Origin of the sequence: Sulfurimonas sp. (assembly GCF_028714975.1) — a bacterium.
In the GTDB taxonomy this organism is placed as follows: Bacteria; Campylobacterota; Campylobacteria; order Campylobacterales; family Sulfurimonadaceae; genus Sulfurimonas.
In genome coordinates this window covers 133,304-158,107 of the sequence record NZ_JAQTLH010000003.1, presented here as the reverse complement: position 1 = coordinate 158,107, position 24,804 = coordinate 133,304, and the positions used below count along the sequence as shown (strand labels likewise).

Here is a 24,804-nt window from a genome sequence, read left to right as displayed (position 1 = left end):
AATCTTGACTTAGCATGATTTAATCATTATAATAGCATTATGAAATCGTTAACATTTGAATGGGATCCAGCAAAAGCGTTATCAAACATCAAAAAGCATGGCGTCTCATTTGAAGAGGCTCGAACCGTCTTTGATGATGATTACGGTCGCTTGCTTCAAGACCCTGAACACTCAGATGAAGAAGAGCGGTTTATCTTACTGGGAATGAGTTACACCCTGAAAATTTTAACAGTTGTTCATTGTTACCGAGATGCGGATGGAATTATTCGGATTATTTCCGCCAGAGCATCAACGAAAAACGAAGAACGCCAATACAAGGAGTTTTTACCATGAAAAAAGAATACGACTTTTCACAATCTATTCAGAATCCGTATGCCAAAAGAGCCAAAAAGCAGATTTCACTCAATATCGAAGTGGAAACGGTTGAGTATTTTAAGGAACTAGCGGTAAAAATGGGCTTACCGTATCAAACACTTATAAATTCGTATCTCACAGATTGTGCGATGCGTCATGTTGAACCGCAGTTGAAGTGGACGAGTTAATTTACTCACAGATTTTCTAAGATGATTTCTAGTAGAATACTCAAATGAATATTTTATTATTAGAAGATGATGTTATTTTATCAGAGATACTAAGTGAGCATTTAAGCGAAAAAGGCTACTCTGTTTCGTGTGCTTACGACGGTGAAGAGGCTTATGAGAAGATAATTAAGAAGCGGTATGATTTTATGCTTTTTGATGTAAATGTACCGCTTTTAAACGGCTTTGAGCTCTTAAAACTATTAAAAGAGCAGTATATCAACATTCCGACTATCTTTATCACTTCGCTTGATTCTGCCGTTGATTTAAAAAAAGGGTTTGATTTGGGATGCGATGATTATCTAAAAAAACCCTTTGACCTCATAGAACTCGACGCAAGAATAAACTATCTTATAAAAACGCACAATCTAAACTCTACACATATTGTTATAGATGCTACGAGTTATCTTGATAAATTGACTCATACGCTTGTTAAAGAGGGCGAAAAAATAAAATTATCCAAAAAAGATTTTGAAATAATTGAGTATTTTTTATCGCAAAAAGATAAAATTATCTCACATGCAGAACTAGCAGCCAATATCTGGATAGACGGCGAGGTACCGAGCGATGCTACGCTTAGAACCTATATAAAAAATATAAGAGCGCACCTTGGCAAAGATTTTATAACTACGATTAAAGGAGTCGGCTATAGAGTTAACATCTAGTGAAAAAAAGTCGCTCTACGGCTTTTTAGGACTTTATCTTAGTTCATCAATCTTTTTAATTCTCTTTATTGCCGTTAGCTTTTACGGTTATGAGTCTTCAAATATTATCTTGGTGAAAAAAGAGAAGATGAAGAATTTGGCACTCGGACTCTCTTCAAAAATCGTCTCATCCTATATGAATTCGCAGCCGCTAAACATTGAGAAAACAGACGGATACGATATAACGCTCTATGATGAAAACAGAGCCGTTATCTACGGTTTGGCGTCAGAGGCGATAGAGTTTAAGCAGGGCTTTTACGAGGATGATAAATTTGACTACTTCGTAGATCTTAGTCCGCAGCTTCATCACGATGTAAAATATTTGGTCGTTAAAAATAAAAAAGCAAACGAGCAAATTTTTAAATTGATTCAAAGCATACTTCTTATCGCCCTGTTTTCGGTTGTTCTTATCGTAATTGTGGGCTACTTTTTAGCAAAGATGTTTTTAAAACCGATACAAAACGAGAGAATCAAACTAGACAAATTTATCAAAGATACGACGCATGAACTAAACACCCCTATTACCGCAATTTTGATGAGCATTGAGAGGCTTAAAAAAGAGAATATTAATGAAAATATTTTAAAAAGAGTTGAGATTAGCTCAAAGCGCGTTCAAAAAATATACTCGGATTTAACCTATCTGCTGCTTGAAAACGAAAATCAAATCGTAAAGCAGATTAATATAAGAGAAATTGTAGAAAATGAACTTGCTCTTTATGAGGATTTGGCATCCAAAAAATCACTAACCATAGATAAAAACCTCTCAGATGCTTTTTTAATGATTGATCAGCTAAGCGCAGAGAGGCTCATTAGCAACCTGTTATCCAATGCCGTTAAATACAACAAGCACGGCGGTAAGATAGAGCTAACGCTAAGTGCAAACGAGTTTACCATCAGCAATAGCGGTACGGGGATAAAAAAAGAGCAGCAGGATAAGATTTTTGACAGATTTTACAGAGCCAACGAATACGAAGGCGGATTTGGAATTGGATTGGATATTGTTAAGAGAGTTTGCCAAAGATATAAGATAGAGATTAAGATAAGTTCCGTAGAAAACGGTTTGACAACGGTTATATTAAGGTTCTAATTAATTGTTGAATGGGTTGGTGGTGGCCAATCTCGGAATCGAACCAAGGACACAGTGATTTTCAGTCACTTGCTCTACCGACTGAGCTAATTGGCCATTATAAAAAAAGTTGTGGTTTAAAAGAGTGGTGGCCAATCTCGGAATCGAACCAAGGACACAGTGATTTTCAGTCACTTGCTCTACCGACTGAGCTAATTGGCCATCTTTTAAGAGCGCAATTATATCTTTTGGGGACTGAAAGTTAGCTTATAAGTCTATTTTTTAAATGTTTTTAAATGCTTCTACGATTGCGCTCTGTTCAAGTTTTTTGATTTTAGCTTCTAGCGAATCTACGCTTTCATCTTCGCTCAAGATGAGTTTTTTTTGTAAGATGATTTTGCCTTCATCGTAATTTTCATTAACTTCGTGAACGGTAACGCCGCTTACTTTTTCTTGGTTTTTCATAACGGCTTCATGCACAAAGCGACCGTACATTCCCGCTCCGCCGTAGTTTGGAAGAAGTGCGGGATGAGAGTTTATAACTTTAAAATTTTTTGTTATGTTCTCGCCGACTTTTTTCATATAGCCGGATAAAAAAACATATTTACACCCGTACTCATGTAAGAGCTGTTCTATTTTTGCATCCGGATTTTCATCTGTTTTTGAGTTGATTGCTAAATTATCAATCCCGTATTTGGACGCATTTTGTAATGCCACCGCATCTGAGTTGTTTGATATAACTAAGACTATTTCAATATTTAGCTCTCTTTTTTGAGATGCTTCGTAAAGCGCATTGAAACCGCTTCCGTTGTAAGACGCTAAAATGGCTATTTTCGTCACTACAACACTTTTACGGCGTTTTTAAACTGGTCGCCTCTGTCGGCATATGATTTAAATTCATCAAGACTCGCTGCAGCGGGAGAGAGTAGGGCAACCTCGTAATTTTTTAGATTTTTATCTATTCTTACTATCGCGTCTGCAAGGTTTTTACAAAGTTCAAACTCAATGTTGTACTCGCGTGCCAGATTTGAGAGTTTTTCTTTGTTTGAGCCGATGTTGTAGATTTTAACATCACATTTTTGCAGGTAGACAAAGAGTTCGTTCAAGTCGACTCCTTTGTCATCCCCGCCTAAAATAAGATGCACACTCGAATCTTGATAGCGTTTAAGTGCTACGATAGTCGCATCTAAGTTTGTCGCCTTTGTATCATTTACCCATAGGCGACCTTTGCTGTCTCTAAGCTCCTCTTGTCTGTGAGGGTCGATAACAAATGAGTTGATTTTTTCATAATCAATTTTATCGAAAAGTATCCTCTCAACCGCCATTGCCAAAAGCGCGTCCATCAAAAAAGCGCCTTTGAAGTTCACTCTGCTCGTATCTATGCCAAATCGCGAAGCCAAATCGCTCTCATCTTTGTATGTTATGAGATGTGCGGAAGTTTTTACATCTTTGTATGCTTCGGGGATGATTGCTACTTCTCCCTCACGCATTTTCAAAACAGGCTTCAATTTTGCTTTTATGTACTCGTCCATATCGCCGTGCCAACTTAGATGGTCAGGTGTTATCGGCAGTAAAACATATAAATTAGGCACTGCTTGGTTTGTGTAGTGAATTGTAAAAGAGCTAGTTTCAAGTATCCATATATCGGCATTTTGGTTTAGCTCGCCAAGCGGTGTTCCTATATTTCCGCCCTCTTGCGAGCCTCTGGCTTTTAAGAGGTGTTGCATCATCTGTGTTGTAGTAGTTTTTCCGTTTGTTCCGCTAATCCACACGCTAAGCGGGGAGTTTTTAGCAAAGCAGTCATATTCACTTATAAGGTTTTTTGCTCTTAAAATCAGAGGATTAAACGGGGGAATTCCCGGAGAGGGAACTTCTAAATCTGAATAGTCGGGATCAAAATCAGATGAAGGTCTAACTTCAAAGCCGTTATCGTCTCTAAACGCTTCGTTGCACTTGTCGTCATAAAATATTGCATCAGGATAGAGCTTTGTAAGTGCTTTTGTGGTCTTGCCATATCCAAAAAGAGAGACTCTTTGCATTAACGAATCTTTAGCGTGATTAGAGCAATAACATTTGATAGAGTAGCAATAATCCAAAATCTAACGATAATCTTGTTCTCCGCCCAATTTTTCATCTCAAAATGGTGATGGATAGGAGCCATTAAAAAGACTCTTTTTTTTCTAAGTTTGTAACTTCCGACTTGAAGTATTACCGAGAGCGTCTCTATAACAAATATTGAACCGATTAAGAGAAGAAGGATTTCACTTTTTGAGATGATTGCGAGATAGCCTAAAAATGCACCGATTGTAAGTGAACCGCTGTCTCCCATAAAAACTTCGGCAGGGTGACAGTTATGCCATAAAAATCCCGTCAAAGCTCCGATTAGCGCGCTTGAGACGATTGCAACTTCCCCAATATTTATATGAGGCATAAGTAGATAAGAGCTTAAGGTAACATTTCCCGTGATGTAGATGATAATGCTAAAAGAAGCAAGAGCCGTAATGGACGGAACGGTTGCAAGTCCGTCAAGCCCGTCGGTCAAGTTTACCGCATTTGATGTTGCTATTATGACTATTGTCCAAAAAAAGATAGCAAAAATACCCATATTAAAAACGGGATTTTTTAAAAACGGAACATAAAGACTTGTGTTGAAGTCGGTAAGGTTATATAAAAAGATTGAGATTGTCAAAGCAAAAGCAGTTTGCAAGAACAGTTTAGTTCTCGCTTTTAGTCCTGCAAGATTTTGATTTTTCTTGATTTTTGCAATGTCGTCTTGAAAGCCTATCAAAGCAAAGAGCAGAAGCGTTGCAACTGCACCGACGGCATAAATATTGGAGAATTTTATACTAATCAAAGAGGCTAAAATAGTTGAAAAAATAAAGACAATTCCGCCCATTGTCGGAGTTTTTGCTTTGCCCTGATGTCGCTGTGGCGCCCACTCGTTGATAGGCTGAACGCTAGAAGTTGATTGCGCCCATTTTATGAATCGCGGCATTAAGTACAGCGTAAAAGAGAGTGCTAGAAAAAACGAGATTCCTGCCCTTACCGTGATGTAACCGAGAAGATTTATATTAAGTAGTTCTGAGAGCCAGTACAGCAAAATTGATAGTCCTTATAAATAACTGTTGTTACAGGGTAAATCTTTCGCATTTATGCAAAAAGCTTTAGGGGATTGCGTAACAAAATAAAAACGACATTATAGTATAATTGCATAAATCTTTTATTATCAAGGATAAATATTGACAAAAAAAGCTATCTTAGTCATAACAGACGGTATCGGCTATAGTTCAAAAACTCAGTTTAACGCTTTTTACAGCGCGACCAAACCGACCTATGATGAACTTTTTAGCAAAACTCCGCACTCTTTGATAGACACTTTCGGTTTAAGCGTCGGACTTCCAGAGGGTCAAATGGGCAACTCTGAAGTCGGACACATGAGCATAGGAAGCGGGAGAATTTTGTATCAGGATTTGGTAAAAATATCTTTAGCACTGAGTGAGAACAGATTTAAAGAGAACGAAGAGTTTAAAAACCTTTTAGATAAATCAAACAGATTGCATCTTATCGGACTTATGAGCGATGGCGGAGTTCACTCTCATATAGACCATTTTATGGGTATAGCAGATTTGGCGTCAAAAGAGTGCAAAGAGGTGTTTTTACATCTTATTACCGACGGCAGAGATGTCTCTCCCACTTCTGCAAAGAGATTTTTAGAGCAAGTTCAAATTAATTTAAATCACAATATCAAAATAGCTACTATTGCCGGACGATTTTATACGATGGATAGAGACAACCGTTGGGACAGAGTTCAAAAAGGGTATGAGGCGATTGTAAATGCAACTCCGAAAACAGATATGCAGCCTTTGGGCTATATTGACGCATCGTATGCAAAGAATGAGACGGATGAGTTTATAGAACCCGTCGCATTTAACGGATATGCGGGTATGAAAGAGGGAGATAGCGTTTTGACGATTAACTATAGAAGTGACCGTATGCGAGAGATTGTAACTGCTATCGGGGATAAAAATTTCAGCGGATTTTCAAAGTCGCATGTTGAAGTAAATCTTGCGACTATCACCGAGTATGACAAGAGTTTTACTTATCCTGTGCTCTTTAAGAAAGATTCGCCTAAAAACACTCTCTCTGAAGTTATATCAAAAGCAGGTCTTAGACAGCTTCATACGGCTGAGACCGAAAAATACGCCCATGTGACATTTTTCTTTAACGGCGGGATTGATGAGCCTTATGAGAATGAGACAAGAATTTTAATACCTTCTCCAAATGTAAAAACTTACGATGAAAAACCGCAGATGAGTGCGGCAGAAGTAGGAGAGGTCGTTTTAAAGGCTATGGATGATGAGTATGATTTTATAGTCGTAAATTTTGCAAACGGCGATATGGTAGGACATACAGGTAATTTTGAAGCGGCAAAAATTGCGGTAAATGCGGTAGATAACGAGCTTGGCAAAATTATGCAAAAAGCCAAAGAGAAAGATTATGCTCTTGTTATCACCTCCGATCATGGAAACTGTGAAGAGATGAGAGATGATGAGGGAAATGTTTTAACAAATCATACTGTGGGAAAAGTGTGGTGTTTTGTTGAAGCAGAGGGTGTAAGCAAGGTTGAAAACGGCGGACTAAACAATATAGCACCGACCGTTTTAAAGCTTATGGGACTTGAAATTCCTTCAGAGATGGATCATAGTTTAGTTTAAAGTTAAAATAAAATCAAGGAGAAATAATAATGAAATTTAGCGGAAAAAATGTTTTAGTAACGGGTTCTAGTCGCGGTATCGGTGCGGAGATTGCAAAAGTTTTGGCGTCATACGGTTTAAAAGTTTGGATTAACTACAGAAGCGGTGCGGCAGAAGCGGATGCTATAAAAGATGCTATTGAGGCTTTAGGCGGAAGTGCAGCGGTAATCGGTTTTGATGTAAGTAATGAAGATGCGTTTGTAGATGCAATTAAGACTATTGTTGATTGCGATGGAGAGTTAAGTTACCTTGTAAATAACGCAGGAATTACGAATGACAAACTAGCTCTAAGAATGAAGAGTGAAGATTTTATGTCGGTAATCAATGCAAATCTTCTCTCATGTTTTGTAGGATGTCGTGAAGCTATGAAAGTGATGAGAAAGAAAAAGTTTGGCTCAGTCGTAAATATTGCCTCAATTGTAGGTGAGACGGGGAATGCGGGACAAACTAACTATTCTGCAAGTAAGGGCGGCGTAATTGCTATGACGAAGAGTTTTGCACTTGAATCAGCTTCTAGCGGTATCCGTTACAACACTATTACTCCGGGCTTTATAGCAACTGAGATGACGGATGTTTTAAGCGATGAGGTAAAAAATAGTTTTACTTCTAAAATCCCTATGGGTCGTTTTGGAAATCCTGCCGAAGTAGCAGAAGCAACGGCATTTTTACTATCAGATCATTCAAGCTACATAACTGGTGAGACGCTAAAAGTTAACGGCGGAATGAATATGGCATAACATAAAATGAACATAGCAGTCTCGGCTTGTCTTTTAGGTCAAAATGTCAGATATGACGGCGGACATAAACAAGATAAATTTATTACCGATGAGTTGAGCCGCTATGCCTCATTTGTTCCTTTTTGTCCCGAAGCTATTGCGTTTGGAACACCGCGTTCCTCCATTAGACTTGCTAGCAGAGATGATGCTGTTTTTGTGTTCTCAAACGAAAATGATTCTGATTTAACACGGCAGCTTTTAGATAAAGTGTATGAAGAGATGCATAAAATAGCAGAAGTAAATCTAAGCGGTATTATTTTTAAGTCAAAATCTCCAAGCTGCGGCATGGGCAGCGCAAAAACCTACTTAGAAAACGGAAATGTCGATACACAAAGCGACGGTGTTTTTGTCACTATCTTCAAAGAGAAATTTCCTCTTTTGCCGATGGAAGAGGAGAGCAGACTTCAAGATGAGCGGCTTAGAGAAAATTTTATGATGCATCTTTTTGCGTATGACTCCATAGAGAAGTTAAAAGAGAGTAGTCCAAATATAAAATCTCTTGTTGATTTTCATTTAAAAAACAAGCTTTTACTTCAAACAAAAGATGAAAAGCTTTGTGGAGTGCTTGAAAATATCGTTACAAATCACGAAAATCTACCGTTCGATGACCTTTTTGCAAACTATGAGTATAACTTTAAAGTCGCTATTTCAAAAAAAGCTCTGTTATGATGTGTAGCGTTGTAACACAAATATGGTAGAGGGTTGTTTTTTTAAAGTTTTTCTCTAAAAAAATGTATGATTATGCCTAAACAAAGCGATTTAAGCCCGATAAACGGTCTCTTGTTTTATTTTTTGTTGGTAGTTTATTTAAGTTAAATATGTTACAATTACAGGATTTTACACATAAAACATAGGAGCTAGAATGGCACTTTTAGACGATATTAAAGAAGTAGTGGTTGAACAATTAGGCGTAAATGCCGATGAAGTGAAAGAAGACGCGAAGTTTGTTGAGGATTTAGGTGCTGATAGCCTTGATGTAGTTGAGTTAGTAATGGCGCTTGAAGAGAAATTTGATATCGAAATTCCTGATGATGAAGCTGAAAAAATTAGAACTGTTAAAGATGTAGTTAATTACATCGAAAACAAATAATTACCAAATAATTCTACTGAGGGCTCCTCAGTAGCAAATATTTTTTAGTAGTCAGGTTTTTCTGGCTTTTAAAAAGTATTTTATATTTTTACGGAGATTTTAATGAGAAGAGTTGTAGTTACCGGTTTAGGCATGATAAATGCGGTTGGAAATGATAAAGAGAGTTCTTTTAAAGCTATTTGTGATGGAGAGTGCGGGATTGATAAAATAACTCTTTTTGATCCGGAGAATTACGCTGTACAGATTGCAGGTGAAGTTAAAAATTTTGATCCGTCTACGGTTATGGAAGCAAAAGAGGTTAAAAAAGCAGATAGATTTATCCACCTTGGCTTAAAAGCTGCTCAAGAAGCAATGGCTGACGCTAATTTTAAAGAAGATATCGATATGGATAGATTCGGTATAAGTGCGGGTTCTGGTATCGGCGGACTTCCTGCGATTGAGAAAAATTCTATTATAATCGAGACAAAAGGTCCAAAAAGAATAAGCCCGTTTTTTATTCCTTCAGCGCTTGTAAATATGCTTGGCGGTTTTGTCTCGATTGAGCATGGGACAAAAGGTCCGAATCTCTCAAGTGTAACGGCATGTGCTGCCGGAACTCATGCTATAAGCGAAGCTGTTAAGACGATTATGTGCGGCGGTGCAGACAAAATGTTGGTAGTCTCGGCAGAATGTGCTATAACAGGTGCGGGTGTGGGCGGGTTTGCTGCAATGAAAGCACTCTCCACTAGAAATGAAGATCCAAAGAAAGCTTCTCGTCCGTTTGATGCAGATCGTGATGGATTTGTTATGGGAGAGGGCGCTGCCGCTTTAATTTTAGAGGTGTATGAAGACGCAGTTGCAAGAGGGGCAAATATTTACGGTGAAATCATCGGCTTCGGTGAAAGCGGTGATGCTAACCATATAACTACACCAAGTCTTGACGGTCCGGCTCGTGCAATGAAAGCCGCATATAAAATGGCAGGTGAACCTAAACTTGATTATGTAAATGCACACGGAACAAGTACTCCTATAAATGATAAAAACGAGACTGCTGCGGTAAAAGAGCTACTTGGCGGCAAAGAAAATTGTCCTCCGATGAGTTCTATAAAAGGACAAATCGGTCACTGCTTAGGTGCTGCGGGCGGTATAGAAGCGGTTGTGTGCTTAATGGCAATGCGTGATGGAATAATACCTCCTACGATTAACCACGAAACACCTGATGAAAATTGTGATCTTGATATAGTTCCAAATTGTGCTAGAAAATCAGAGTTAACTACGGTAATGAGTAACTCTTTTGGTTTTGGCGGAACAAACGGTGTTTTAATTTTTAAAAAAATCTAAGTATAAGGATTTAGTTTGGCAACATATTTAGATTTTGAGAGCAAGATAAAGTTTATACAAGAAGACATTATATCTGCACGAGTTCGTCATGACGAGGGTACGGTTAAAATTTTGCAAGAAAATTTAGATAGAGAAGTTTCAAAAATATTTAACAATCTGTCTCCTTTTCAACAACTCCAATTGGCGCGCCATATAGATAGACCGTACGCACTTGATTATATTAACTTGATCGTGAGAGATAAGTATGAGATTCACGGAGACAGACACTTCCGTGACGACGCGGCTATTTTATGCTATATGGGCTATATCGGCGAAGAGAAAGTTATGGTTATCGGCGAGCAAAAAGGTCGCGGAACTAAAAACAAGATAAAAAGAAATTTCGGTATGCCTCATCCTGAGGGTTACAGAAAAGCTCTTCGTGCGGCGAAACTTGCTGAAAAATTTAATATCCCTATTCTTATGCTTGTAGACACTCCGGGTGCATATCCGGGTATCGGAGCAGAAGAGAGAAACCAAAGTGAAGCAATTGCCAGAAATCTTTTGGAATTATCGCAGCTAAACACGCAAACTATCTCTGTGGTTATCGGCGAGGGCGGAAGCGGCGGTGCGCTTGCTATCGGTGTTGCCGATAAATTTGCTATGATGAGATACTCTGTTTTTAGCGTTATCTCACCTGAAGGGTGTTCTGCAATTTTATGGAACGACCCTGCAAAAGCAGAAGCGGCAACAAATGCTATGAAAATTACAAGCGGTGACTTAAAAGAGTTAAATCTAATAGACGATATAATCGCAGAACCGCTAATAGGCGCGCATAGAGATAAAGAAGGTGCTGCTGCAGCAATTGCCGAATATTTCTTAACAGAGCTCTCAAAACTTCGTCAAATGTCCGATGAAGAGAGAATGGATGCAAGATATAAAAAACTTGTAGGCGTCGGAGCTTATAGCGAGTAGATTACTCTTGACTCTCTTTAATCAGAGGGTCAAATTTCGGTCTTTTCAATCTTTTTGCCTCTTTTGTAAACTTTATGAGGTCTTCTACCGTTTCTACAGTTTCATCTAAACTAGCCAGTGATAATTTAAAAAGTTCATAAGTCGTAAGCACATCGCTCATCGCTCTGTGATGAGTTGCGCTGGGATTTAGGCTAAATATTTCGTTTAAATAAGAGAGAGCGTATCTATATGATTCAATCGTTCTCTCCGCTAACGATAAAGAGCATAAGCTTCTGTTTAAAAGCGGTGCCAAACCGACTTTTTGCATACTTTGTGATATAAATTTATAGTCAAATTTTACATCATGCGCAATAAAAACAGCATCTCCCAAAAAAGTTTTAAAATCATACATTACTCTCTTTAGATTCGGGGCATCTTTGGTATCTTCTGCCGTTATACCCGTTATCTCGGTAATATGCGGGTTTATTTCGATACAATTAACAAGTGATTCGTAACTATCGACTATTTTGCCGTTTTTTACTTTTACGGCTGCTATTTCAATTATCTGATGTTTTTCTATTTTTGAGCCGTTTGTTTCAATGTCTACTATACAAAACTCAGCATCTTCTACGGGGATAAATCTTGTTGCAAAGTAAAAATTTCCCTGCTGTTTTGTTATCTGTAAACCTTGAGAGTGCCAAAGTTGAAGCAAAAACTCCAAATCGTCATCAATCTGCTCTTTTAGTGTTTTTGAAGAGAGTCCGCCGGAAGATAGCTTATGGATACTTTTTGCATCTAGGCAAATATCATTATTTATCATCAATTAGAACTTATTGCTTTGCATTTTTTATAAACTCTTTAACTTTAGAAGCATCTTTTTTTCCATGTGAGAGTTCAACACCGCTGCTGACATCAACACCGTAAAAGCCATATTGCTTAAGAGATGCTACATTTTGTGCATCAAGTCCGCCTGCTAAGATGATTTTAGAGCAGTCAACCCCATCAAACCACTCTAAATTTAGTCTTTTACCGCTTCCGCCGTAAGATTCGCAGTAGGCATCTACAAGTCTATACTCATCGCTATATTGCACAATATCTTTAGCTTCTTTTGCGCGGATTACCTTTATGTAAGGAACGAACAACTGTTCATAGAGCTTATGAGGAGCTTCAAAGTGGATTTGAGCAAGTGTAGCACCCGCTTCTTGGCAGTATGAGTTGATTACTTGGGCGTCGCTGTTAACGAAGAGGGCAACTTTTTCAACAAATGGCGGAAGTTTTTTTATGATAGCTCTTGCGTCTTTTGGAGTTATATAGCGGGGGGAGGCTTCATAAAAGACAAAGCCCAATGCATCTGCACCGGCTTCTATCGCTATCATTGCATCTTCATAGGATGTTATTCCGCAAATCTTTACGCGCATAGTTAAATTTTTAAAGAAGCGATAGCCTCTTTTTTATCTTTATGGTTAAATACATAACTGCCCGCAACTACGATATCTACACCGACATCTTTTAGCAGATGAATGTTTTTATCACTCACCCCGCCGTCAACTTCTATAAGGCAATTAGGGTTTAATCTTTTTCTCATCTCATCGAGCTTCTTTGCTTTTGGTATGACGCTCTCTATAAAGCTTTGTCCGCCAAATCCCGGATTTACGCTCATCAGCAGAACCATATCCAAATCTTGAAGCAGATACTCTATTGCCTCGGGCGGCGTATGAGGATTAAGTACGATTGCCGGTTTAATGCCAAGAGAACGGATTTTTTGAATTAGTCTATGAGGATGCTTCTCCTCTTCGATGTGAAAAGAGATATACTCAGGTTTTAGCGGAGCGAAGAGATCAACAAAAAAAGTGTTATTTTCAACCATTAGATGGACATCGAGAGGCTTGGTTGCACACGCGGCAATTGCGGAGACTACCACGGGTCCGATTGTTAGATTCGGTACAAAATGACCGTCCATTACATCTACATGAACCAAATCACAGCCGGCACTGCATATCGCCTCTACATCTCTTTGTAGATTACCGAAATCGGCAGATAGAACACTAGGAGCTACTAACAATCGATTTTCCTTTATTAGGGCGTAAATTTTTTGAAATTGTACAATTTTGTATCTTTTATCTTGTTAAGAAAAAAAGAAATTTATCGCCGTTAAATGATAAATCTACTTGAACGCCTTTTCTGTTTTCAATGACTTCAAGCAAGCTTTTTACATCGTGGTATGTTCTTGGAAGCGTTATATTTACATTTATGCCTTCATCTAAAAGAAGAGTTTTTATCTTTCCGCCTACAATATTTACAAGTTCTGCTAATGAATCTAAAATCAGTTCCATATCATCCGTATTTTCACCGATGAGAAGCTCACAAGCTTTTTTAGCAATGCCTATCGGGAAGATTAAAATAACCATACCGTCCATATCGCCGTAGTACCCGATGGAACTTGCCACTTTTGCGTCTCTGTTTTCAATAACTAGATTTTGAACGCTTGCAGACTCTTTTACTGCTTTTGAATTTGTCATCATCTCTATCGTAACGGCTGCGGCATTGATAAATTTCGGCAACTCTAAGACCGTCTCTTTATTTATAACTCTTCTGTTTTTTACATTTGCTGCACTGCTTGCACCAAGCTCTTTTAAAAGTTCTTTGTTCCCTAAGATATCATCCATTTGCGCATAGAAAAGTATTCCTGAATCTTCTAGCGTATTTCTGAATGATTCGGGAGTTTTGTCAAATTTCATCCCTACAAAGCATATGGTAGCGTTATACTCGGCAGCAGAACTTGCCAACTTAGAAAAAAAGTTAAGTGCATGTACATTCATACTGATAACTTTATATGCATCAAAAATAAAAAGTCTAAATCCTACATTTAGGGAGTTGCTGTGATACTCTATGTTAAATTTATCGCTTATCTCAATATCTAAAAACATAGATATAGTGTATATGATAGCGTTGCCTGTTACCCTTGTTGCGATTTTTTGCCCCATTTGTCCCAAAAAAGTTGAATCAATTGCATAGTCAAAAGTCTCTTTCTTCTCTTTTTTTTCATCATACTCCTCTTGGGACTGTACGACGATAGGATTATGTCCGTTGTCATGCAGCTCAATGGCAATAGCGGAACGCTGAGATCTGTCGCTGCTATAAATGAGAACATTTTTACTTTGATTTTTAAAACTTGAGGAGAAGAGATAAGCAATTTCGAGAGTTTTAAAAAGTGAAAAATTTATATCGTCTTGATAAAACTTTCTTATAGCCGCATATTTTTTATTGTCATAATCACAAAATCCGACAGTTGCATGATTTTTTTTACGAATCTGAATAAAGAGTTTTATAAAAGTATCTAAGCCGTTTTTATTGAAAAAGACAACTTTTTTAAGTGAAACTAAAATCATATCTACATTTAAGTGTATTGTAGCCTCAACATCTTCAATGCCTAAAAAGGAGTTGGTGTTATTACCGTCTAAAAAACCTTGCGGCGAAAAAGTGGCGATACCGTTTTTTACTACCGGTCTCATTGAATCCCCATAAGCAAAGCAAAATCGTCGTATATATCACCGACATATTCAACTTGAAAATCAACGAAATCATTGAGTCCCGCTTCGATGAATTGCGGCTTGGAAAGCTCGTAAAAAAGCAGAAGATGCATCCACTTTCCAAGATTATTTATATTTTCGTCACTTGAGTGTTTTACTCCCGAAGCGGCTTGAACAATTTGAGAAATTGAGTCGTCCATCTCCCATTTCTTTGCAATCATTTCGCAAATATCAAAAAGAGTGACTCCGCAAAGACGAAAAAGAACCGTATTGTAATCAAGTGCTTTTGTAGTTCTTAACAAATTTATATCATCTTTTTTTTGGGCAAAAAGAGCTTCCGTAACTAGTATGCTTGCAGGCAACAGGCTGATAGAAGCATAAATGTTTTTATCATCGATACCGAGATTGTTTAGTATGATTTCCCATTTTTTTGATAAATTTGCTTGAAGTTCATAAAATAGTTTGGAGTTTAGTTTAAAAAGAGTCCATTTCTTAGGACTTAAAAGTGTAACCATATAATTATGTACGCTTTGCTGCGATAAAGATACTCCAAGAATACCGAAGATTTGAGAAATATCGCTTACCTCATTTTTAAATCCATAGATTGGCTTATTTACAATATGTTTAAGATAAGATTTAAGAGCTAAATCACCCTCTGCGATTTTGGCAGCTCTGATTAGTTCTCCTGCGCTGAGGAGTCTCATAGTCTCTTTTAAAGCGTTTGGAGCAGGGGGTATCTTTTCTATGAAGCTATCTATTTCATTTTTTGTTATCATATTCACTACATGTACTTAAATTTTGCTTATTCTATCTATATAACTATAAAAGAAATATAAAAGTGAAAATAAGAATAATTATATTTACCCTTAAGCAGAAGTTTTGTTTGAGCTTGATATAATTCGCAACTTTAAAACCTAATATAAGGAAGCTAGTATGGCAAGAAAATGTGCTATAAGCGGCAAAGGCCCAATGAGCGGAAACAATGTTTCTCACGCTAAAAACAGAACAAAGCGTCGTTTTTTATTAAATCTTAGAACAGTACGTATCACTTTAGATGACGGTACTACTCAAAAAGTTAAAATCTCTGCAAAAGAGCTAAGAACACTTAAGAAAAACTCTTAAGAAAATAAGGTTATAAAATTGAATCTCTTAGAGAGGATTCGAAACTTTATATATTGGGAGTTATCTCCCAAACCCCTCACAGCAATCAATCATGAGTCATTTTCCCGATTTTTACCGTTTAGAACTTTCTTGTTTTAATTCAAATGTCTATAGTTACAGAGATAAATTTAAGGAGCTGAAGTTTGTATAATATAGTTTATTCGCAAGGCGGTGTTTGTTTAAGTAGTGGTTTTTTTGCTTCAGGCATACATGCAGGGCTAAAAAAAGAGGGTGCATTAGATATGGCATTTATCTATAGCGAAGATGAGTGTGAAGTTGTTTCGGTTTTTACGACAAACAAGATGTGTGCGGCACCGATTAGACATTTTAGAGCGATGGGTGATGTCAAGACAAATTTTATAGTCATAAACTCTAAAAACGCAAACGCCATGACGGGTCAAGCTGGGATTGACGATATAAAAGAAGTTTTATCCACTTGTGATGCAAGAGTAAAAAATCCCATTATGAGTTCAACCGGAGTTATCGGTGTAAGACTTCCAAAAGCTAAAATTATAGATGGAATGAAGCTTTTTGATTTAACAAAAAGAGATTCGGCAAGTGCATCAAAAGCTATAATGACGACTGATACATTCCCTAAAGAGATAGCTTTTAAGGTTATGCTTGAAGATGGAAGCAGTTTTAACATCGGAGCGATTGCAAAAGGTGCAGGAATGATAAACCCTGCAATGGCAACGATGCTCTGCTTTATAACAACCGATGCAAAAGTAAGTAAAAGCGAGATGCAAGAGACGCTTGATGAGGTTGTAAAGACTACTTTTAACGCTATTAGTGTTGACGGTGACACCTCTACAAACGATACCGTTTTTGTTTTGGCAAACGGCAGAAGCGGCGCTTATGATAAAGAGGCATTTAAAGAAGCACTTTTTAAAGTGATGCACTTTTTGGCACTTGAGATGGTAAGAGACGGCGAGGGCGCTACAAAGTTAGTAACTTACAAAGTAACTGGTGCAAAAGATGATAGAGAAGCTGAAATTGCCGCAAAAGCGTTGTCTGATTCACTTTTAGTAAAAACTGCACTTTTTGGCGAAGATCCAAACTGGGGAAGAATCGCCTCAACAATAGGTGCCAGCGGAGTAGAAGCGTATGAAGAGAAGTTAAAAATCTCATTTGACAATCTTTGCGTTTACGATAGCGGCACTATCTATTTTGACGCAGAGATGGAGAAAAAATGTGCTGTTATTATGCAACACCAAAAATTTACAATCTCGTGCGATTTAGGCATAGGCGAGGGCAGTTTTAAAGCATACGGATGCGACTTGGGTCACGAGTATGTAAAGATAAATGCGGATTATAGAACTTAAAATTAAAATAATCGCCTAAGTTGTAAACGACTATAAATATTTACGACAAGGCTTGATAATGCTTCAAACAATAAAAAAATTTATCTAAGCCGCGGCAAATGCCACTCTTTTTTGTATGCCACAAGTCTTAGAGCCGTGCCAAAGAGTGCGGTTGCTAAGATAGAAAACTCATTTATAGCGCCAAAAAAGTGAAATGTTCCTAAAAGAAGAGCTACGATGACCGCTATTGAGCCGTAAAAATCACTTATGAGGACTGATGGGACTTGATTTATCATGATGTCTCTTGTAACGCCTCCGCCTACTGCGGTTATAAAGCTAAGTATGATAATGCCAAAAAAGTTATATTCTGCATTGATAGCCATAAGCGCACCGGTTATGCTAAATGCGACAAGTCCTATGGTGTCGCTTACTACAAATATCCAGCCTCTCTCGATAGAGTCTTTTTTATAAATTTTTAAAATATAGACTAAAAATATTGTAACAATAAGAGTTAAAGCAGGGTAGAGTGATGTAAATGCAAACGGTGCAGAGCTAAGAATAGCATCTCTGATTATGCCGCCGCCAAGGGCGGTAAGGGTAGATGCTATAAGTATGCCAAGAATATCAAGTCTGTTTTTTGTGGCGATTAAAAAACCGCTTATGCTAAAAGCCGTGATGCCTATAATGTCGGCAAATATAAAATATTCAGGCATACATCTTTTCTACTCTTGATAGTGAGATTTGAACTCTACATATCTTGATGCCGAAGCGTATAGCTCGGCTACCTCTTCATCGCTAAGTTCTCTGATAACTTTTGCAGGGCTTCCCATGATAAGTGAGCGAGGCGGAAAAACTTTGTTTTTTGTAACAAGCGCACCTGCACCGACAATAGACTCTTTCCCGATTAGAGCACCGTCAAGTATGGTCGCACTCATCCCAATAAGACATGCATCTTCAATCGTACATCCATGAAGCATAACGCGGTGACCGATGGTTACATCATTGCCGATAATTGTCGGGTGTCCGTCGCTTCTGTCTGCTTTTTTATGATGCGTTACATGAACCATGCTCAAATCTTGTATGCTTACTCTATTGCCGATTGTGATGTAATGAACATCGCCTCTTACAACAGTTCCGAACCAGATAGAGCAATCTTCTCCGCATGTTACATCACCTATGACATCGGCGGATGGCGCAATCCATGTGTTTTTACCGATTTTTGGGCTAAACTCTTTAAAATTATATGTCATTGTCCCTCTCCTTCTATAAATAAATTTGTTTGCAGTTGTTCAACCACGCTAACACTCTCTTTTTTTGTAGCTTTGACTATTTTATTGACATACTCTTCGAGATGTTTATGATTGTTTATCTGTTTTGTATCATCACTTTTTACTTTTATGTAACTTCCGTCACTTTGAAGCTCATGCGCCAGAGAATTGTCTACACATTGAAGTTTTAAGATTTGTAAAATTTTTGCTTTTGCTTTGGGGTCTTTAATGGCAGTTAAAAGCTCTATGCGTCTTGTCAGGTTTCTCGGCATCCAGTCTGCACTAGATATATAGATACCCGTTTCATCATTTTTGAAGTAAAATGCTCTTGCATGCTCTAAATACTTTCCTAAAATTGATATTACTCTGATATTTTCGCTCACTCCTTCAATCCCAGGTTTTAAACAGCATACGCCTCTGACAATCAGGTCTATTTTAACACCTGCTTGACTTGCTTTATATAGTGCGCGAATAACATCGTCGTCGACTAAAGAGTTTAGTTTTGCAATAATGCGACCGTTGACTCCCTTTCTTGCCTCATTTTGAATAAGCGATAGGATTTTCGGTTTAATTTGCGACGGTGACATATACAGCTCGTTAAGTTTGCCTTTTTTGCTAAAGCCCGTTAGGAAGTGGAAAAATCTTGTCAAATCATTTGTAATATCATCTTTAGATGTCAAATAGCTCATATCCGTATAGATTTTTGCAGTTGATGGGTTATAGTTACCTGTTCCGATATGCGCGTACTGTTTGAGTTTGCCGCCTTTTTTTCTCGTTACAAGCGTTGCTTTTGCATGAACTTTGAAGCCTTTGATACCGTAAATAACATGCGCTCCTGCTTTCTCAAGCGCTTTTGCCCAGATAAGGTTGTTCTCTTCGTCGAATCTAGCTTTTAGCTCAACCATAACGGTTACCTGTTTTCCCGATTCGCTTGCCCCCATAAGAGCTTTAACGATAGGAGAATCCGTTCCTGAACGGTAAAGCGTCATTTTTATAGAGACAACATCGGGATCTTTTGCCGCCGCTTGGATGAGCTGAACAACCGGATCAAAACTCTCATACGGATGCATAAGCACTATATCTTGTTTCTCAAGCGTTGAGAATATATTTTCTATATTATCAAGCGGAGGAAGATTTCTCGGCTGATACGGCTCAACAAGCAGATGTGCAAATTTTTTGTTTGTAACAATCTGCCAGAGGCTAGATAGATTTATAAATGTATGAAATCTAAAAATATCGTCTCGATAAACATTTATATGACGGTTAAAAAAGTTTATAAGCTCCTCATCTCCGTCGCTCTCAACTTCAAGTCGAACCATAGCGCCTTTTTTACGAAGTTTTAGACCCTCTTCTAAAATTTCCATAAAGTCGTCTGCTTCTTCCTCTTCTATCTCGATATCGGCATTTCTTGTTACTCTAAAAGAGGCTTGTTTGATAAGAGTATATCCTGGAAAAAGCTCTTCTACATGTTTTGCAACAATACTCTCAATAGGAACATAAGTGTTTAGATCCAACTCTACAAATCTCTCTAAAACTCTTGGAATACGAACAATACCGCTTCTCTCAAGAGCGGGATTGTCGTTGTCTCTTAGTTTTACGATAAGTCCGAAACTAAGGTTGTTTAGATGCGGAAACGGATGCGTTGCATCAATGGCGATGGGAATAACGACAGGGTATATCTGTTCATTGAAATATTTGCTTAAATAGTGTTTTTGATGTTGAGTAACCTCATTGTAATATTTAATACTTATACCTTGAGTTTCAAGCTTTTTTAGTATAGAATTTAGGCAGTATTCAACAACTTGCTGCTCTTGATGAAGGTACTCTCTAATCCCTCTTAATTGTTCAAGCGGTGTGAGCTTATCGGCACTTGATTCTATTATTCCTACGGTAAAGAGTTTTTTAAGTCCTGCAACCCTAATCATATAAAATTCGTCTAAGTTTGTACCGTAAATTGCTAAAAATTTAAGCCTCTCAAGCAGCGGTAAAGATTCATCCTGAGCCTGCTTTAAAACTCTGGTGTTAAATTGAAGCCACGAGAGTTCGCGGTTGTTGAAAAGATCCGGATTTTTTAGATTTAGCATTATAAAACCTTATAAAAATAATTTTTAGTAATATGGTTGGGAATTATATCAAATAAAGGTTACCTTACGATTGCCGTACCCTTCCAATTTGCAGAATGATATATCGTAACACCCTTTTTGCGTGCATAAAAGCGCATAAGAAGTTTTTGCAGAGTCGGTTCTATAGAGGGATAAAACCATGCATTATTGCTTGAGGCTATCATAAAATCTACATCTCCTTCGTAAAGCTCTTCACAAGTTGCTTCATAACAGATGGCATTTCTGAATTTTACGCCTTTGATGATAAAATCGGTCGGTTTGTCGGCTGTTTTAAAGTCGGATGCTCCGGCAAAAAAGAACTCGTTTATATATTTTTTTGCAAAGTCTGGCAGCGGAATATACTCTCCAAAAGGGACAAGCACCATTTTTTTTGCTATTTCAAAATTTCCGCCCTCAAACATATATGTTACATTGTAGTGTTTGCCCTCTTCACTCAGAAGCGTGCCCGCAACAATCGCTATTTCGTAAGAGAGCTCTTTTAACTGTTCCATGACAAGATTGGCTTTATTCATATAAAAAGGAAAAACTGACTCCGGAAAAACGACTAGGTCGTACCCTTGCTCTTTTGCATCTCTTATCTCTTTGTAGATAAGTTCTAGTGTCGGACGCAGGCTCTCCTTCTCCCATTTCTTATCCTGTTTTACATCGGTAGCTATCAATTTTATTTTTAGAGGAGCCTCTTTTTGTGCGGGAGGATTGAAATTTATAGAGAGCAATATAAGTAAAAGTGAAGCAAATTTATACGGATTTTTTATATAGTTCGGTAAAGTTAGAGCTAAAAGTATAAGAGCAAGCTGGTATTTAAATACTCCTAAGTAGCTATCGACAAAGAGAAGTTCGATCTGCATCCAGTTAAAATCAAAAGGTTCGACAAAACTTAAGCCAAAGAGCAAAACAGCTCTAATCGCTACGCTGTTCGTAAATGCCGTAACGCCGAAAAAGAGCATATATACAACCGCAAAAAGCACGGTGATAACAGGCTCCATATAGCCTACACCGTTATATTTAAAGCTATATCCAATCCAGTAAAACCATAATAGACCGATAAAAAAGCCGGCTATTAAAACAGCTCTTTTTGGTATGTATAAGAGCATCGCCAAAGCTAAAAGACCGAAAATAGTATTTAAAAATTTTATAGTTATGCCAAAATGCTCTAAGTAGAGAAATGCACTAAATAACAGCGAAGTTATAACTCCGCATATTAAGTCAAAAAAGATAGGATTGTATCTCTCTCTAAGCTTTTGTAGTTTTTCAATCATATTTTTTACTCTGTTTTTTGGTGCGAATTATAGCACTCTTCAGTCTTTTATTAATATACTTTTTGTATAATCGCCGCAATTTATTCAAAGGAAACCTAGACTCATGGAAATAATAAGTCAGCTATTACCGTTCGTTATTTTGATCGCAATTATGTATTTCGTAATTATCCGTCCACAACAAAAAGCGGCAAAAAATCATCAAGAGATGATAGAGGCTCTTAAAAAAGGCGATAAAATCGTTACAGTAGGTGGAATTATATCTGTCATTTATAAGGTTGAAGAGAAGTTTTTGAGTGTTAAAATCAATGATGACATCATTGTAAAAATAACAAAAGAAGCAGTTGCTAGAAAGCTTGAAGATGAAGCTTAATTTTCGTTTAGTAATTTTTGCATTTTTAATAGCGTTTGGTCTGTTTTTTTCAGCTCCTTCGCTTTTGCAATTAGAAAGTGGTAAAAAAGTGACGCTTGGGCTTGATTTGCAGGGCGGACTCCACATGCTTCTTGGTGTAAAAACAGACGAAGCGATAAAAGCTCGTATAAAATCAATTGCTGCAAGCGTTAAAAATTTTAGCGAAAAAAAAGATATTATAATCGACTCTTTTAGTTTTAATGAAGATAGCGTCTCCATTACATTTTTAGACAAAGATGAAGTAAAAAATGTAAAAAATTTCATTTCTGAAATAAAGGGGAGTGTTGTCGCCGTCGACGGTGCAAAAATCTCTATCTCTTTAACTAAAGAGGAGATTTTAAGATCTCAAGAACAGGCGATATCTCAAGCAATCGAGACGATTAGAAATAGGCTTGATCAGTTTGGTTTAGCTGAACCGGTGGTTGCCCGTCAAGGTGAAAATCAGATTTTAGTCGAGTTGGCAGGGATTAAAACTGCCGATGAAGAACAAAGAGCTAGAGAGCTTATCTCTCGTGCCGCAAAGTTAGAACTTATGGCGGTAGATGAGGATAGGGCAGCGCGGGTTAACTCTATGAGTGAATCCGATGCTTCGTCTTACGGAGATGTAATTTTAGAAGATGCTAACAACCCACAGATAAAACATCTGGTTCGTGAAATTCCTATCTTAGACGGTTCTATGTTAACGGATGCTCATGTCGGCTTTGACCAAAATAATCGTCCGTTGATTAGCTTCACGCTAAATGCCGAAGGTGCCGGAATATTCGGTGATTTTACCGGTAGAAGCGTAGGAAAGCGTTTGGCGGTCGTGTTGGACGGGAAAGTTTACTCTGCTCCTGTTATCAATGAGCGTATCGGTGGCGGAAGCGGTCAAATTTCCGGTCATTACACTGTGGTAGAGGCTAAAGATTTGGCGATTGCTCTTCGCTCAGGTTCGCTTTTAGTACCTATTTATGTAATGGAAAAACGCTCCGTCGGTCCTAGTTTGGGTGCTGACAGTATTCGTGCGTCACTTCTTGCATTGGTAAGCGGTTTTGCGCTAGTTATCGTTTTTATGATGTTTTATTATGGACTTGCTGGTGTTATCGCCAATATAGCGGTTGTTGTTAATCTTTTTATTATCTTGGGTGTTATTTCACTTCTTGGCGCAACGCTGACTCTGCCCGGTATGGCAGGGATTGTGTTGCATATAGGACTCGCCGTAGATGCAAATATTATTATTAACGAGCGTATTAGAGAAGGGCTTCGTGCAGGAATCCCTACAAGCAGAGCGATTTCGGAGGGATACAAAAAAGCTATGCGTGCGATTTTGGATTCAAATATAACGCAAATTTTAGCTTGTACAATTCTTTATGTATACGGAACGGGTGCCATTAAAGGATTCGCGGTTACTCTTAGTTTAGGTATATTGGCATCCATATTAACGGCAATTGTCAGCACTTACGGTATTTATCAGTTTTTCATGAGTCGCATAGAGAAAGATAAAAATTACACGCTGTGGTTTGGTATGTCAAAAAGAAAGGGAGCATAACTTATGGAACTTTTTAAAGAAGATAAGATTTATAATTTTTTAGGAAAAGGAAAAATCTTTTTTATTGCGTCGTTTGTTCTATTTTTTATCTCAATTGCTCTTATTGCAATAAAAGGGTTTTCGTTTGGTATCGATTTTACCGGAGGAACGGTTGTTCAGGTAAAATATACGGGTGATGCTCCGATTGATAAGATTCGCGAAAGTCTTAAAAAGAGCGAACTTTTTGAACATGCAAGCGTAAGCGAGTTTGGTTCATCGCAAGAGGTAGTTATTAAAACTCCCTCATCTACAGTCGGTTTAAGTCATGATATAGGCGATACCACTAAAGAGATTTTAAAAGGCACGGGTGAGTTTGAGATTCGCCGTGTCGATATGGTCGGTCCAAAAGTAGGAGACGAACTGCGTGTTAAAGGTCTTAGCGCATTTTTATTAACACTATTGGCAATTATGGCAACCGTGACATTTAGATATGAGTGGCGTTTTGCGTTGGCTGCTATTATTGCTATTGTTCACGATATTGTTATTACTTTTGGATTTGTTTCATATTTCGGAGTTGACTTTAATATAGAGAGTGTCGCGGCACTGCTTATGATTTTGGGCTACTCTATCCATGACACTATTATCGTTTATGACCGTGTCCGCGAACATATAGAAGAGTCTAAAGAGGCAGATTTTGTTCATATCATTAATGAAGCGGTTTCTAGAACGCAATCTCGTACGACTCTTACCTCTTTGACGGTATTTTTTGTTGTTCTTACTCTCTTTTTATTTGGCGGCGACATAATGCTCGGATTTAGTTTCCCGATGTTAGTAGGTGTCGTCATAGGAACATACAGTTCAATCTTTGTTGCTGCTCAGCTTGTCGTATGGACTGGGTTTAGTGTAGCGGCATATCGTCAAAAAATGGCTGATAAGGTAAAAATTCAAGCAGAAAAAGAGAGAATGAGATCTCAGTTTGAATCCGGAGTTATGTAAGATTTTATTTACAGAACAAGAGTTAAAAAATC

General features: G+C 37.8%; 27 protein-coding genes and 2 tRNA genes. 15 read left to right on the top strand and 14 right to left on the bottom strand.

Annotation, left to right across the window (positions count from 1 at the left end):
* The first annotated feature begins 39 nt into the window (after positions 1–39).
* The 4 genes from PHQ93_RS04170 to PHQ93_RS04155 all read left to right on the top strand — a co-directional run bounded on the left by PHQ93_RS04170 (position 40) and on the right by PHQ93_RS04155 (position 2,369).
* Positions 40–333 carry a BrnT family toxin gene (locus tag PHQ93_RS04170; protein WP_299941220.1) on the top strand — a complete coding sequence of 98 codons (294 nt, stop codon included), beginning with the start codon at positions 40–42 and terminating at the stop codon, positions 331–333.
* The gene (locus tag PHQ93_RS04165; RefSeq protein ID WP_299941217.1) at positions 330–542 is read left to right on the top strand and encodes a BrnA antitoxin family protein; all 213 of its coding nucleotides are present in this window, start codon (positions 330–332) and stop codon (positions 540–542) included. The genes PHQ93_RS04170 and PHQ93_RS04165 overlap by 4 nt, the downstream gene beginning before the upstream one ends.
* Positions 543–586: 44 nt before the next feature.
* On the top strand, positions 587–1,243 hold the full coding sequence (locus tag PHQ93_RS04160; RefSeq protein WP_299941214.1) for a response regulator transcription factor: 657 nt from the start codon (positions 587–589) through the stop codon (positions 1,241–1,243).
* A 127-nt stretch (positions 1,244–1,370) separates the two neighbouring features.
* Positions 1,371–2,369, top strand: a complete 999-nt coding sequence (locus PHQ93_RS04155; RefSeq protein WP_299941207.1) for a HAMP domain-containing sensor histidine kinase — start codon at positions 1,371–1,373, stop codon at positions 2,367–2,369.
* A gap of 20 nt (positions 2,370–2,389) precedes the next feature.
* On the opposite strand, the gene PHQ93_RS04150 is transcribed toward PHQ93_RS04155, so the two are convergent.
* From PHQ93_RS04150 to mraY, 5 genes are all read right to left on the bottom strand, one after another.
* Positions 2,390–2,465: transfer RNA gene (locus PHQ93_RS04150), tRNA-Phe, on the bottom strand.
* 29 nt (positions 2,466–2,494) lie between these two features.
* A tRNA-Phe gene (locus PHQ93_RS04145) sits at positions 2,495–2,570 on the bottom strand.
* A gap of 60 nt (positions 2,571–2,630) precedes the next feature.
* Complete coding sequence (locus tag PHQ93_RS04140; protein WP_299941204.1) at positions 2,631–3,188, bottom strand: formyltransferase family protein; 558 nt, start codon at positions 3,186–3,188, stop codon at positions 2,631–2,633.
* A complete protein-coding gene (gene murD, locus PHQ93_RS04135; RefSeq protein ID WP_299941201.1) occupies positions 3,188–4,387 on the bottom strand; it encodes a UDP-N-acetylmuramoyl-L-alanine--D-glutamate ligase in 1,200 nt (399 codons plus the stop codon). The genes PHQ93_RS04140 and murD overlap by 1 nt, the downstream gene beginning before the upstream one ends.
* Positions 4,387–5,448 carry a phospho-N-acetylmuramoyl-pentapeptide-transferase gene (gene mraY / locus PHQ93_RS04130; protein WP_299941199.1) on the bottom strand — a complete coding sequence of 354 codons (1,062 nt, stop codon included), beginning with the start codon at positions 5,446–5,448 and terminating at the stop codon, positions 4,387–4,389. The genes murD and mraY overlap by 1 nt, the downstream gene beginning before the upstream one ends.
* 139 nt (positions 5,449–5,587) lie before the next feature.
* On the opposite strand from mraY, the gene gpmI reads away from it, so the two are divergent.
* From gpmI to accA, 6 genes are all read left to right on the top strand, one after another.
* On the top strand, positions 5,588–7,063 hold the full coding sequence (gpmI, locus tag PHQ93_RS04125; protein ID WP_299941197.1) for a 2,3-bisphosphoglycerate-independent phosphoglycerate mutase: 1,476 nt from the start codon (positions 5,588–5,590) through the stop codon (positions 7,061–7,063).
* A 29-nt stretch (positions 7,064–7,092) separates the two neighbouring features.
* On the top strand, positions 7,093–7,839 hold the full coding sequence (gene fabG / locus PHQ93_RS04120) for a 3-oxoacyl-ACP reductase FabG (protein ID WP_299941194.1): 747 nt from the start codon (positions 7,093–7,095) through the stop codon (positions 7,837–7,839).
* 6 nt (positions 7,840–7,845) lie between these two features.
* On the top strand, positions 7,846–8,547 hold the full coding sequence (locus PHQ93_RS04115) for a DUF523 and DUF1722 domain-containing protein (RefSeq protein WP_299941191.1): 702 nt from the start codon (positions 7,846–7,848) through the stop codon (positions 8,545–8,547).
* 193 nt (positions 8,548–8,740) lie between these two features.
* Positions 8,741–8,968: an acyl carrier protein gene (acpP, locus tag PHQ93_RS04110; protein WP_299912514.1), complete on the top strand. Its 228-nt coding sequence runs from the start codon at positions 8,741–8,743 to the stop codon at positions 8,966–8,968.
* Positions 8,969–9,070: 102 nt separating this feature from the next.
* The gene (locus PHQ93_RS04105; RefSeq protein ID WP_299941187.1) at positions 9,071–10,288 is read left to right on the top strand and encodes a beta-ketoacyl-ACP synthase II; all 1,218 of its coding nucleotides are present in this window, start codon (positions 9,071–9,073) and stop codon (positions 10,286–10,288) included.
* A 15-nt stretch (positions 10,289–10,303) separates the two neighbouring features.
* Positions 10,304–11,239: an acetyl-CoA carboxylase carboxyl transferase subunit alpha gene (accA, locus tag PHQ93_RS04100; protein WP_299941184.1), complete on the top strand. Its 936-nt coding sequence runs from the start codon at positions 10,304–10,306 to the stop codon at positions 11,237–11,239.
* Position 11,240: 1 nt separating this feature from the next.
* Here the strand turns inward: accA and PHQ93_RS04095 are convergent, their stop codons facing one another.
* Genes PHQ93_RS04095 through PHQ93_RS04075 form a run of 5 tightly spaced genes read right to left on the bottom strand, consistent with a single transcriptional unit; the run spans position 11,241 to position 15,524 of the window.
* The gene (locus PHQ93_RS04095; protein WP_299941459.1) at positions 11,241–12,038 is read right to left on the bottom strand and encodes a 3'-5' exonuclease; all 798 of its coding nucleotides are present in this window, start codon (positions 12,036–12,038) and stop codon (positions 11,241–11,243) included.
* Positions 12,039–12,048: 10 nt separating this feature from the next.
* Positions 12,049–12,636 (bottom strand): phosphoribosylanthranilate isomerase, encoded by a 588-nt coding sequence (locus PHQ93_RS04090; protein WP_299941181.1) that lies wholly within the window; start codon positions 12,634–12,636, stop codon positions 12,049–12,051.
* Positions 12,637–12,638: 2 nt separating this feature from the next.
* On the bottom strand, positions 12,639–13,280 hold the full coding sequence (gene rpe / locus PHQ93_RS04085) for a ribulose-phosphate 3-epimerase (protein WP_299941178.1): 642 nt from the start codon (positions 13,278–13,280) through the stop codon (positions 12,639–12,641).
* Positions 13,281–13,335: 55 nt separating this feature from the next.
* A complete protein-coding gene (locus PHQ93_RS04080) occupies positions 13,336–14,730 on the bottom strand; it encodes a chemotaxis protein CheX (RefSeq protein ID WP_299941176.1) in 1,395 nt (464 codons plus the stop codon).
* Entirely contained in the window at positions 14,727–15,524 is a 798-nt protein-coding gene (locus tag PHQ93_RS04075) for an HDOD domain-containing protein (protein WP_299941457.1), read from the bottom strand. Before PHQ93_RS04075 ends, PHQ93_RS04080 begins: the two co-directional genes overlap by 4 nt.
* 157 nt (positions 15,525–15,681) lie before the next feature.
* Between PHQ93_RS04075 and rpmB the strand changes: the two genes are divergently transcribed.
* Positions 15,682–15,870, top strand: a complete 189-nt coding sequence (gene rpmB, locus PHQ93_RS04070) for a 50S ribosomal protein L28 (protein ID WP_299941173.1) — start codon at positions 15,682–15,684, stop codon at positions 15,868–15,870.
* Positions 15,871–16,052: 182 nt separating this feature from the next.
* Positions 16,053–17,231, top strand: a complete 1,179-nt coding sequence (gene argJ / locus PHQ93_RS04065; RefSeq protein ID WP_299941169.1) for a bifunctional glutamate N-acetyltransferase/amino-acid acetyltransferase ArgJ — start codon at positions 16,053–16,055, stop codon at positions 17,229–17,231.
* Between the two features lie 80 nt (positions 17,232–17,311).
* On the opposite strand, the gene PHQ93_RS04060 is transcribed toward argJ, so the two are convergent.
* The 4 genes from PHQ93_RS04060 to PHQ93_RS04045 are packed head-to-tail and all read right to left on the bottom strand — an operon-like array spanning position 17,312 to position 21,860.
* Complete coding sequence (locus PHQ93_RS04060; RefSeq protein ID WP_299941166.1) at positions 17,312–17,923, bottom strand: TRIC cation channel family protein; 612 nt, start codon at positions 17,921–17,923, stop codon at positions 17,312–17,314.
* A gap of 9 nt (positions 17,924–17,932) precedes the next feature.
* Positions 17,933–18,460, bottom strand: coding sequence for a gamma carbonic anhydrase family protein (locus PHQ93_RS04055; protein WP_299941163.1), 528 nt, complete (start codon positions 18,458–18,460; stop codon positions 17,933–17,935).
* Positions 18,457–20,562, bottom strand: a complete 2,106-nt coding sequence (locus PHQ93_RS04050; protein ID WP_299941160.1) for an RNA degradosome polyphosphate kinase — start codon at positions 20,560–20,562, stop codon at positions 18,457–18,459. Before PHQ93_RS04050 ends, PHQ93_RS04055 begins: the two co-directional genes overlap by 4 nt.
* A gap of 59 nt (positions 20,563–20,621) precedes the next feature.
* Positions 20,622–21,860, bottom strand: a complete 1,239-nt coding sequence (locus PHQ93_RS04045) for an apolipoprotein N-acyltransferase (protein WP_299941157.1) — start codon at positions 21,858–21,860, stop codon at positions 20,622–20,624.
* Positions 21,861–21,963: 103 nt separating this feature from the next.
* Here PHQ93_RS04045 and yajC point away from each other — a divergent pair, with 103 nt between their 5' ends.
* From yajC to secF, 3 genes are read left to right on the top strand one after another with little or no spacing between them, the layout of a single operon-like run.
* Positions 21,964–22,230 carry a preprotein translocase subunit YajC gene (yajC, locus tag PHQ93_RS04040; RefSeq protein ID WP_299912556.1) on the top strand — a complete coding sequence of 89 codons (267 nt, stop codon included), beginning with the start codon at positions 21,964–21,966 and terminating at the stop codon, positions 22,228–22,230.
* A complete protein-coding gene (gene secD / locus PHQ93_RS04035; protein ID WP_299941154.1) occupies positions 22,220–23,797 on the top strand; it encodes a protein translocase subunit SecD in 1,578 nt (525 codons plus the stop codon). Before yajC ends, secD begins: the two co-directional genes overlap by 11 nt.
* Before the next feature lie 3 nt (positions 23,798–23,800).
* Positions 23,801–24,772 (top strand): protein translocase subunit SecF, encoded by a 972-nt coding sequence (gene secF / locus PHQ93_RS04030; RefSeq protein ID WP_299941151.1) that lies wholly within the window; start codon positions 23,801–23,803, stop codon positions 24,770–24,772.
* Positions 24,773–24,804: the final 32 nt, after the last annotated feature.

What these genes read in the sequence shown, in the direction of transcription:
- acpP (WP_299912514.1), top strand. Translation starts at nt 8,741, where the DNA reads ATGGCACTTTTAGACGATATTAAAGAAGTAGTGGTTGAACAATTAGGC.
- PHQ93_RS04155 (WP_299941207.1), top strand. Translation starts at nt 1,371, where the DNA reads ATGAAGAATTTGGCACTCGGACTCTCTTCAAAAATCGTCTCATCCTAT.
- PHQ93_RS04095 (WP_299941459.1), bottom strand. Translation starts at nt 12,038, where the DNA reads ATGATAAATAATGATATTTGCCTAGATGCAAAAAGTATCCATAAGCTA.
- PHQ93_RS04165 (WP_299941217.1), top strand. Translation starts at nt 330, where the DNA reads ATGAAAAAAGAATACGACTTTTCACAATCTATTCAGAATCCGTATGCC.
- PHQ93_RS04160 (WP_299941214.1), top strand. Translation starts at nt 587, where the DNA reads ATGAATATTTTATTATTAGAAGATGATGTTATTTTATCAGAGATACTA.
- PHQ93_RS04075 (WP_299941457.1), bottom strand. Translation starts at nt 15,524, where the DNA reads ATGATAACAAAAAATGAAATAGATAGCTTCATAGAAAAGATACCCCCT.
- murD (WP_299941201.1), bottom strand. Translation starts at nt 4,387, where the DNA reads ATGCAAAGAGTCTCTCTTTTTGGATATGGCAAGACCACAAAAGCACTT.
- PHQ93_RS04105 (WP_299941187.1), top strand. Translation starts at nt 9,071, where the DNA reads ATGAGAAGAGTTGTAGTTACCGGTTTAGGCATGATAAATGCGGTTGGA.
- secD (WP_299941154.1), top strand. Translation starts at nt 22,220, where the DNA reads ATGAAGCTTAATTTTCGTTTAGTAATTTTTGCATTTTTAATAGCGTTT.
- yajC (WP_299912556.1), top strand. Translation starts at nt 21,964, where the DNA reads ATGGAAATAATAAGTCAGCTATTACCGTTCGTTATTTTGATCGCAATT.
- fabG (WP_299941194.1), top strand. Translation starts at nt 7,093, where the DNA reads ATGAAATTTAGCGGAAAAAATGTTTTAGTAACGGGTTCTAGTCGCGGT.
- PHQ93_RS04055 (WP_299941163.1), bottom strand. Translation starts at nt 18,460, where the DNA reads ATGACATATAATTTTAAAGAGTTTAGCCCAAAAATCGGTAAAAACACA.
- PHQ93_RS04115 (WP_299941191.1), top strand. Translation starts at nt 7,846, where the DNA reads ATGAACATAGCAGTCTCGGCTTGTCTTTTAGGTCAAAATGTCAGATAT.
- PHQ93_RS04080 (WP_299941176.1), bottom strand. Translation starts at nt 14,730, where the DNA reads ATGAGACCGGTAGTAAAAAACGGTATCGCCACTTTTTCGCCGCAAGGT.
- PHQ93_RS04050 (WP_299941160.1), bottom strand. Translation starts at nt 20,562, where the DNA reads ATGCTAAATCTAAAAAATCCGGATCTTTTCAACAACCGCGAACTCTCG.
- PHQ93_RS04060 (WP_299941166.1), bottom strand. Translation starts at nt 17,923, where the DNA reads ATGCCTGAATATTTTATATTTGCCGACATTATAGGCATCACGGCTTTT.
- PHQ93_RS04045 (WP_299941157.1), bottom strand. Translation starts at nt 21,860, where the DNA reads ATGATTGAAAAACTACAAAAGCTTAGAGAGAGATACAATCCTATCTTT.
- PHQ93_RS04170 (WP_299941220.1), top strand. Translation starts at nt 40, where the DNA reads ATGAAATCGTTAACATTTGAATGGGATCCAGCAAAAGCGTTATCAAAC.
- PHQ93_RS04090 (WP_299941181.1), bottom strand. Translation starts at nt 12,636, where the DNA reads ATGCGCGTAAAGATTTGCGGAATAACATCCTATGAAGATGCAATGATA.
- secF (WP_299941151.1), top strand. Translation starts at nt 23,801, where the DNA reads ATGGAACTTTTTAAAGAAGATAAGATTTATAATTTTTTAGGAAAAGGA.
- rpmB (WP_299941173.1), top strand. Translation starts at nt 15,682, where the DNA reads ATGGCAAGAAAATGTGCTATAAGCGGCAAAGGCCCAATGAGCGGAAAC.